We start from the raw sequence: 9,097 nt of genomic DNA, 5'->3' as shown, positions 1-9,097 counted from the left end.
TTTTAGGTATGAATGAGGCGGGAGGCCCCTCCACCGGGGAGGGGCCGCCCGCCTCATGCGTCCCGTGGCCCGCCGCCCCTCGCCCCACCGCACTGTTCGTTGAAGGAGAAGCAAGGAACCCCTACCCTGCGCCACCAACCCATAAATGATACGGTCAAAGAAGAACTAATGGATTCACGTGCTGAAATGCACGCCCGACCCTGCACACACGCATCGCCCGGACGCCCGCATCCAGCACGCCACAACTCTATAACGAACACGGGTGAACAATGACTGAGAACGTACACAACGACTGGGACCTCCGAAGCGAAGAGGTCCAGAAGAACCAGGTAGCTGCCTACGACGCAATGCGCCGCCGTTGCCCCGTCGCCCACGACGAATTCATGGGCTACTCCGTCTTCAAAAACGCCGACGTACAGCACGTACTCGACCACCCCGAAATCTACTCCAACGTCGTCTCCACCCGCCACATCGCCGTCCCCAACGGCATGGACGCCCCCGAACACACCACCTTCCGCGCGGTCAACGACAAGTACTTCACCCCCGAACGCCTCGAAAAGTTCGCACCCGTCATCCGCGACGCCGTGAAGACCCTCATCGCAGAACTGCCCCGCGGCGAAGAAGTAGACGTCATGCAGGGCTTCGGTCAGGCATACGCAATGCGCGTGCAGAACGCCTTCATGGGCTGGCCCGCATGCCTCGAACAGCCCCTCACCGAATGGATCGAAAAGAACCGCGTCGCCACCCTGCGCCGCGACCGCGAAGAAATCGCTAAGGTCGCCCTCGAATTCGACGGCTACATCCGTCAGCTGCTCGACGAACGCCGCGAGGACGCTGCCGCCGGCAACCCCAAGGACGTCACCGCCGAACTGCTTACCGACACCGTGCAGCTGCCCGGCGAAGAACCCCGCACCATGACCGACGAAGAAATCGTCAGCCTCATCCGCAACTGGACCGTGGGCGAGCTGTCCACCGTCTCCGCAACCGTGGGCGTATTCGTCAACTTCCTGGCACGCAACCGCGCCGAACAGGACCGCCTGCGCGCATCCCTCGCCGACGGCAATGCACTCGACGACCGCAGCGAAATCGCCCTCGCCGTCGAAGAAATCATGCGACTCGAAGACACCCTCGTCACCAACCGCCGCATCACCGCCCAGGACACCGAACTCGGCGGCCGCACCCTGCCCGCCGGCTCCCGCGTGACCATCAACTGGGCAAGCGCCAACCGCGACGAGGACGCCTTCGAAGACGCCCTCACCTACAACCCGCACCGCGACCAGTCCCGCAACCTCGTGTACGGCGACGGCATCCACGTCTGCCCCGGCGCGCCCCTGGCACGCCTGGAACTGCGCATCCTGCTCGAGGAGCTGCTGCGCGGCACCGAGTCCATTGAGATCGCGGACGAGAGCGAGAAGCCCGCAACCGTGAACGCCGTGTACCCGGTCTCCGGCTACTCGGTCGTGCGCGCCATCTTCAACTAGGCACGCTCCAGCTCTAAAAAGTGCGAGGCGCCGAACCCCTGAGAATGGGGGTCGGCGCCTCGCGCTGTTAAGAGTAAATATAAGAGTGAATAGTAGGGTAGTGGCGGCCGGTATCAGCCGCTCACTATAGATAAAACGGAATATTCCCAGACGGCTATATAGCCTGGTGGAATACTCAATAAAGCTAAATCTAGCGGCCGGAACTCGTTGTCGAAGGCTTCACCGAAGAACCTGCAGAACCGCTCGCAGATGCACGAGCCGAAGCACTCGCAGAAGCCTCCGCCGCAGCCGATGCCGACTCCTCCGGGGACAGAGCTGTACCGTCCGCATGAACACCAGCCATCGCCGGAGTCACACCATTAACGAAGCTCAACTTCGCCTGCTTGAACTGGTACTCGGGGGAGCAGGTCAGCTTATACTTCGAATTCGCCAGCTCGCGAATCGACTTCACATAATTCTGAGTCTCCTCATACGGGGGAACACCGCCGTACTTCTCCACAGAACCCGGACCCGCGTTATAACCGGCGAGAACCACATCCTGCAGCTCATCCTCATTGGAAGCGTACTTCGCCAAACGAGTACGCAACTCAGCCAAGTAGCGTGCCTGCGCCGCAATCGCATCGTGCGGGTTCAGAACATTACCGCCATTGCCGAAGCTGTAGTGGCCGCCGCTCCACGCGTCATCAGTGAACTGTGCAATACCCTTAGCGCCCTGGTGGGACTCAACGCCCACACGCCAGTGGCTCTCGGTCTCAATCTGCGCCGCCAGTACGCCGGGGCGGAAACCCGCCACCTTAGAGCCCTCCTCAAAATCGGATCGGAGAGCCGCCGGAGCATACGAAAGCTCCGTCATGCCGCAGTAGTCGTCATAGGTGGCTGCCAGGCCGGCAACACCGCCACCCAGAAGGACCGCAGAGGCAATAATCTGCCAATGCGCAAGAACCCCGGCGAGAAAGCGAAGCGGGAAAGCTTTACGCTGCCGAGGAGAAATTTGTTGATCCGCCGGAACGGAAATGTGGTTGGAGGCGCTCGTAGCGTTACGCTCGGAAGGGGCGCCCGAAGTGCTATCTGCCATTCCTATAGACTAGCGCACCATCGCCGTTTATGGTGAAAAAACTCCCCTCCGTTGAGGTGAAAACCATAGTCAGAGAGTTCTTGGCGCGTCTTTACCGGAGTCAACATCAAGTGCAGGTACAGACTCCGTGCACGTGAAGGATGACCCCACCCGGTACACCTTTGACAGGGAGCACCAGGCGGGGTCAATCCATGATGGGGAGCTTCAGGAGTCCCTAACGGTTCGTCACCACGATCTTGCCGGCGGCACCGCGCTCCATCTCCGAGAAGGAGTGATTCACGAACGTGTACGTGCCAGACTCTAGGAACTGCATCTCCACGAAGCCGCCCTGAGCGGGCGCCAAATCGAGTGCCTGGCTGTGGCCGTCACGGCTACCGAACGCATCTGCGCCGCGGCGCATCAGGTAGCCGCCCTCCTTGTAGACCGTGTCGAACTGCGAACCGACCACGTGGAAGCTCGTGCCGTGGTTCGGGCCCGCAGCCATTACCCAAACACGGATACGCTCGCCCTTCTTCACCTGCAGCGGCTTCGCCTTGTACTGGGTTGCGTGGCCGTTGAACATGGTCAGCGTGGGGGTGCCCGCCGCAATCAGCTCCGGCGAGTTCTCCGCCAGCTTGTTACCGTCGGAGGCGGTCTTGCCGGTGTCGTGCAGGTAAGCCTCGCCCTGAACCATCACGTACTCGTGATCGACCGGGTCAAGGTCCGCCGGGTCGATAATGACCGCGCCGTACATGCCCTGGGTCATGTGCAGGCTCAGCGGGGCGGTACCGCAGTGGTACAGCCAGATACCGGCGCCCTTCGCCTCAAAACGGTAGACGAGACGCTCACCGGGGGCGATGGTCTTCATTGTGTTATCGGGGGAGACCATGCCCGCGTGGAAGTCCAGCGAGTGGCCCATCGTGCCGTTATTGATGAGTGTAATTTCAAAAATGTCGCCGACCTTGCCGCGCAGAATCGGTGCCATGTTCTGCCCGTTGAACGTCCACATGTGAACGGTCACGCCGGGCGCCACCTCGCGGTCGACTTCCTCAACTTCCAGGGTGACCTTGCGGACGGTCTTGCCGTTCACCTGCGTGGCGGTGTTCGGCGCCGGGATGTTCGGGTCGCGGTACTTGTAGCCGCTGCCGGGCGCTGCGGACATGTCAATCCTGCTGTTCGCAACGGTCATGAGGGTCGGAGTGCTACCCGACGCGGCGTGGTTGTGGGTGCCCGTAGAACCGTGGTTGTGGCCACCCTGCGCCACCTGGTTTGCGGAGGCGCCGGTCGCCTTCACCTTGAACACCATGCCCAGGGAGCGGTGACCCGCCACAGAGCAGTAGCCTTCCTGGTCGGCGGTAATGACACCGGCATCAACGGTTTTCGTTTCGCCGGGGTTGATAACGCCGGTGGTCGCACCGTTGTCGAAGGTCAGGTCGTGGGTCATGCCCTTGTCGTCGTTGGTGACCTCGACGACCAGGCGGTTACCGGCGGGGACCTCCACCTCGGCGGGGGTGAAACGGTAGTTGCTGGTCGCCTTCACCTGCACGGTGGTGGTCTGACCGGTCGCAGCCACAGAGCCCGCCGAGGAGAACGACGGCAGGTTCAACGCGGACGGGTTCACGGCGAAGCCCAGCAGGAACGCCATGGCAACCGCGAGTGCCGCCTGGAAGCTCTGCTTGGCGTGCGGGACGGGTTCGGGGGTGAGCGCCTCCTGGTTGAAGACGGGCTTCTCGCCGCGGGCGCGTGCTGCCATCATTTCCTTGCGGGTATTCACGGACGCCTTCACGCCGCGCACCATGAGCGGAATGAACGCCATGAGCGCCAACGCACCCACGATAGCGACGGCAATCTTAATGGACTGGCCCACCATGGAGCTGGGCATCATGAAGATCAGCAGCGCCAGGTTCACGGCGGTTACGCGTGCCGCCGCGAAACGGCTGAACTCCTTGTTGGAGGCGCGCACCACCGCCGGGCCGCCACCCATGCGCTGCGGCAGCAGGTAGCTCATCGCGCCGAGCAGCAGCTGCAGCAGGAAGCCGACCACGAAGATGGGGGTTACGGCGCGTACATCCAGCTGCGCGAAGGGGACGGTTGCCACCATGTAGGCGGTGGTCGCTACGCCAATAATCAGCCAGAGGAAGCCCATACCCACGCTCATGGGCGGGTACTCATTCGGGCGCTTGGTGCGCAGGGTACGCACCATCACCCAGGCGACAATCAGCAGGGCAACCAGGTAGACGACCAGACCCGCAGCAGCAAGCGGACGCATCCCTAAAATCGCGCCGACAACGGTCAACGCCAAGCCACCGCACATCAGGTACAGGGCGCGCAGGCTGTGGGTGAGCGCCTTATCCACCATCTTGGTACGCAGCATGGTCGGCCAGAACGTCACCAGCGTACCCACCGCGGTAATACCGACGAAGCCGAGCACGTTCACTGCCTCGTGCGCGAGCAGGAACTGCGAATGCAGGGTGCCGGACAGGTTCGGGTAGGCAATCATGCCGCCAAACGCCGCACCGAGGGGCAGCAGCAACGCCGCAACAATGTAGAAGCGAATGGTCACACCGAACCGCGACGGCAGAGCCTGACGCACCTGCTTCAGCAGGTAGATGCCGTGCCAGGCGACCATCGACCCGACAATGAGGGCGCCCACCACCGTGGCGGCGTAGAGGCCGGGCACGCTCAGCTGACCGACCATGCCGATCATGAGCACGAGAATACCGGCGTTCAGAATGAAGATTCGGCGCACCTGGGTTCCGCGGTGCTCGTCAGGAATCTTGATTTTCATGAGCGCTTCGGTGAAGTGCTGCGACCAAATCAGGATCGAGTTCGTAATCAGGCCGAGGGTGACAATGTGCACCATCAGCCAGCCGCTATTCGGGATAAACCTGTGCAGCAGAAGTACGCCGACAAGGGTAAACATCCAGTGGGAGACGGGCTTGGAGGCGCGACGATGCCACGTACCGCGACCGGATGCGCGGCGTGCAATCTCTTCGGGGGTGAGGTTTGCGCCGGGCACATCAGCCGGGCGCGCGCCAATGCTCAGGCCGGAGGAGCCGCCTCCGGAGACGTTTGCGGGCTTGCCGCTCGTGTTCTCGCCTTCGGGTGGGGTGCCGAGATGTTCACTCACGTGATCACTGCTTTCACTGCTGGTTGTTCGTGGACGTCGGTGTGCGGGTCGGCACCCGGTACCCCTGCGTTGGGGCGGGTGCCAATAAGCCCATTATATTGCCCGGATAGTACCAATTTTGAAGACATGACGTGCATATGAAGGCAGCTCATATCGTGATAGTTGTGCTTGTGTGCTCGAGCGGTTCTTCCCCTGCGAATCTCCCCCTGTGATTCTTCTCCCCAATGCATCCTTCACAGGTGCGCGCGATAAACTATTAGGATTCCAAAATCAGATGCCCGCCCACCCTACGCGCGCATCCGCCGGCACCAAGGTAAGGACAAACACCTCGTGACAAGGACTGACTCCACCACCCCCATCTGGGGAAAAATCGCTATTGTGGCACTCATCCTCATTGTTGGCGGTGGATACGTCGTCAAAATGCTCACCAACCCCTTCAGCGGTATGGACTTCTCCATTTACCGTCTGGGTGCGATGACCATTTTCGATAACGAGGGCTTTACCCAGGACCTATACTCCCCGACCCTGAACGATCACGGCGTGATTAAGCCGCCGTTCACGTACCCGCCGTTCGCGGCAATGCTGTTCTTGCCGTTTGCTTTTATTCCGCTGGAAGTTGGCAAGGTCATTATGGTGGTCGGTTCGGCTGTGGTGGCGTGGTGGATTTCCACGATCATTTACAACTACGTGAATGCGCGCGGCCGTGAACTGCCGCTGCAGCAGTACTTTGGTCGTGCGGGCACGATTGCGGTGCTGACTATTCTGGTGGTTTCGGCGGGGCCGTGGCAGCGCACCCTGGACCTGATTCAGATTAACCCGTTCATTACGGCGCTGATTCTTGCCGATTTTGTGCGCCCGGCAACCCGCGTGCCGCGCGGCGTGCTGATTGGTATTGCGGGCGGCGTGAAGCTGACCCCGCTCGTGTTTGGTCTGATTCTGCTGGTCCGCCGCGACTGGAAGGGCATCGCGACCCTGGGTGCAACGTTCTTCGGCACCATTGCGCTGGGTTTCATTCTGATGCCTGAGGACGCACTGGAGTTCTGGTTCTCCGCGCTGACGAACCCCTCCCGTGTGGGTGGACTGAACTTTGTGGATAACGTCTCGATTCAGGGTTGGCTGCTGCACTTCGGTCTCTCTGAGAGCGCCGCGAAGCCCGTCTACTACGCCCTGGCGCTGGTCACGATTGTGCTGACTGCCGCACTGCTGTACCAGCTGGAACGCCGCGGTGCCGCGCTGGCGCAGGTGGCGGTGACCGCCTCCTTGATGGTGGCGCTGTCGCCGATTAGCTGGTCGCACCACAACGTGCTGCTGCCCCTGCTGGCTGCCGTGTTCATCATGGACGCGTTCCCGACCTATTTTGCGGTTCAGCCTGCGTGGCTGCGGGTGACGGCGACGGTGTTCGCGGTGGTTGCGGTGCTGGGCCTGTACCTGTCGCCGATTAGGATTGCGTCGTGGTTCCACGGTAGCGCGGATGGTTTGGAGCAGCTGGCTCCGGGCGCGTTGGCGGTTTCGGCTATTCCCGCGTTCTGCCTGTGGATGACGATGACGCTCTGGTCTATTGCCGCCCTGAGCGCGCCGGTGCGTGGCGCGAAGGTTGAGCCCGTGCAGTACGGTTCCGTGCGTAGCGATGCGCCTCTGGGCTGGTGGGGCGCTCGCGCCCTGGTGACCGAGAGCGCCGAGTCTGTGCGCGCCGCCGCTTCCCGTGAGGCAACCGCGTGAGCCGCGACAAGGAACTAGAAAAGACCCCTGTGAAGAATACTGACAAGAACTTAGCTACGACCGCGGAGAATACCGAGGCGGCTGCACCGAGGATTCCCTGGGCTTCGGCTAGCTCTACTACTGCACCGGTTGCGGAACCGGCTGCTGAAAGCACTGTAGAAAGTGCTGGGCCCGCCGCATCCTCTGTAGCCACCGCGGAAAAAGCGGCAAAGGAAGAAGTCGCCGAAGAAACCGCCAAGGAGCTCGCTAAGCCTGCGCGTCGCAGCTTCTTTGACCGCATCCCCGGCATGCGCAGCGGTGCTCTCTGGGCGCACCTGCTGTTCATCCTGGTTGCCTTCTACGCCTTCGACTACGTGACGCACGCGGCGGCTGACGATATTTACGTGTACCGCCTGGGCGCTGTCTCCCTGGCGGACGGCCCGGACGGCTACCAGCTGTACACTTTCCGCACGCGCGGTCTGCCGTTTACCTACCCGCCGTTTGCGGCGCTGCTCTTCTACCCGCTCGCGTTCCTCACCGAGCCGCAGAGCATGCTGCTGATTACCGCCATTATTTGCGCGCTCAGCTACTGGTGCGCGTACCTGCTGTACTCCTACGCGCGTAGCCGCTCGTGGCGTCTGCCGTTGCAGAAGCACCTGGGTCATTGGGGCATGGTGTCGCTGATTGCGGCGCTGATTTGGATGTGCGGCCCGTGGCGTTTGACCACGCATTTTGGGCAGATTAACGCCATCATTCTGGCGCTGATTCTCGCTGATTTTATGCGCCCGGCAACCCGCGTTCCGCGCGGTGTGCTGCTGGGTATTGCGGCGGGTATTAAGCTGACCCCGCTCGCGTTCGGTCTGCTGCTGCTCATGCGTAAGGACTGGAAGGGCATTGCGACCCTGGGTGCTAGCTTCGCCGCGACCGTGGGTATCGGCTTCCTGGTGATCCGTGAGGAGTCGCTGACGTTCTGGTTCCATGCGGTGCATGACACTTCGCGTGTGGGCTGGTTCAGCTACTTCGATAACGTGTCGATTATGGGTACGCTGACCCACGCGGGCCTGCAGCATCACCTGACGGCTACCGCCCTGTCGGTGGTGCAGGTGGCGTTGACTCTGCTGATTGTGCTGGTCACGGCGGTTCTGTTGGTTCCGCTGATTCGTGCCCGCGCACTCATGGCGCAGCTGGCGCTGACCGCGTTCATGATGCTGCAGATTTCGCCGATTAGCTGGTCGCACCACAACACCTGGTACCCGCTGATGCTCGCCGCCGTGGTCATGGAAATCTTCCCGCTCATGTACCAGAGGGTCAGCTCCTTCGTCTTCACGCTGGCTGTTATCTTGGCGACTGCGGCGCTGGTGGGCATGTACATTTCGCCGTTCTGGATTGTGCTGGCGTTCTCCCCGCACTTCAACGCGGATCAGATTCTGATGGTGCCGGAAGGCTCCCTGGGCCTGATGGCTGGCACCATGCCGTACCAGCTGATGTACCTGTTTATTCTGGTGACGTTTTTTGTGTACCTGGCGAATCGTCAGCTGGTGGAGCGTGCAGCACACGCCGCGGGCGCCGAACTGGCGGAGGCGAAGTACTCCCGCTAAAGAAACCGCCCGCTCACGGTTGCTGCCTGCTCACGGCGGCGGGCGCATCCAGCAGGTGCACAGCTTTCACCGGGTATAAAAGTATCCCCCGCACCCATCACGGATGCGGGGGATACTTTTATACCCAGCCTACTGA

General features: G+C 61.7%; 5 protein-coding genes. 3 read left to right on the top strand and 2 right to left on the bottom strand.

Annotated elements, in window-relative coordinates; all coding sequences use genetic code 11:
* The first annotated feature begins 269 nt into the window (after nt 1–269).
* Nucleotides 270–1,481, top strand: coding sequence for a cytochrome P450 (locus tag HMPREF2836_RS02135; protein ID WP_070605188.1), 1,212 nt, complete (start codon nt 270–272; stop codon nt 1,479–1,481).
* A gap of 190 nt (nt 1,482–1,671) precedes the next feature.
* Here the strand turns inward: HMPREF2836_RS02135 and HMPREF2836_RS09495 are convergent, their stop codons facing one another.
* Nucleotides 1,672–2,556 (bottom strand): lytic transglycosylase domain-containing protein, encoded by an 885-nt coding sequence (locus HMPREF2836_RS09495; protein WP_049346496.1) that lies wholly within the window; start codon nt 2,554–2,556, stop codon nt 1,672–1,674.
* A 214-nt stretch (nt 2,557–2,770) separates the two neighbouring features.
* A complete protein-coding gene (locus HMPREF2836_RS02125) occupies nt 2,771–5,665 on the bottom strand; it encodes a multicopper oxidase domain-containing protein (protein WP_070629298.1) in 2,895 nt (964 codons plus the stop codon).
* Between the two features lie 330 nt (nt 5,666–5,995).
* On the opposite strand from HMPREF2836_RS02125, the gene HMPREF2836_RS02120 reads away from it, so the two are divergent.
* Both HMPREF2836_RS02120 and HMPREF2836_RS02115 read left to right on the top strand, forming a co-directional pair.
* Nucleotides 5,996–7,384: a glycosyltransferase 87 family protein gene (locus tag HMPREF2836_RS02120; RefSeq protein ID WP_070629296.1), complete on the top strand. Its 1,389-nt coding sequence runs from the start codon at nt 5,996–5,998 to the stop codon at nt 7,382–7,384.
* A complete protein-coding gene (locus HMPREF2836_RS02115) occupies nt 7,381–8,961 on the top strand; it encodes a glycosyltransferase 87 family protein (protein WP_070629294.1) in 1,581 nt (526 codons plus the stop codon). The genes HMPREF2836_RS02120 and HMPREF2836_RS02115 overlap by 4 nt, the downstream gene beginning before the upstream one ends.
* Nucleotides 8,962–9,097: the final 136 nt, after the last annotated feature.

This window comes from Rothia sp. HMSC065C12 (genome assembly GCF_001812085.1).
Taxonomy (GTDB): Bacteria; Actinomycetota; Actinomycetes; order Actinomycetales; family Micrococcaceae; genus Rothia; species Rothia mucilaginosa.
Note: the sequence above shows the minus strand (reverse complement) of the source record. Positions and strands in the feature narration are given on the sequence as shown.

What these genes read in the sequence shown, in the direction of transcription:
- HMPREF2836_RS02135 (WP_070605188.1), top strand. Translation starts at nt 270, where the DNA reads ATGACTGAGAACGTACACAACGACTGGGACCTCCGAAGCGAAGAGGTC.
- HMPREF2836_RS09495 (WP_049346496.1), bottom strand. Translation starts at nt 2,556, where the DNA reads ATGGCAGATAGCACTTCGGGCGCCCCTTCCGAGCGTAACGCTACGAGC.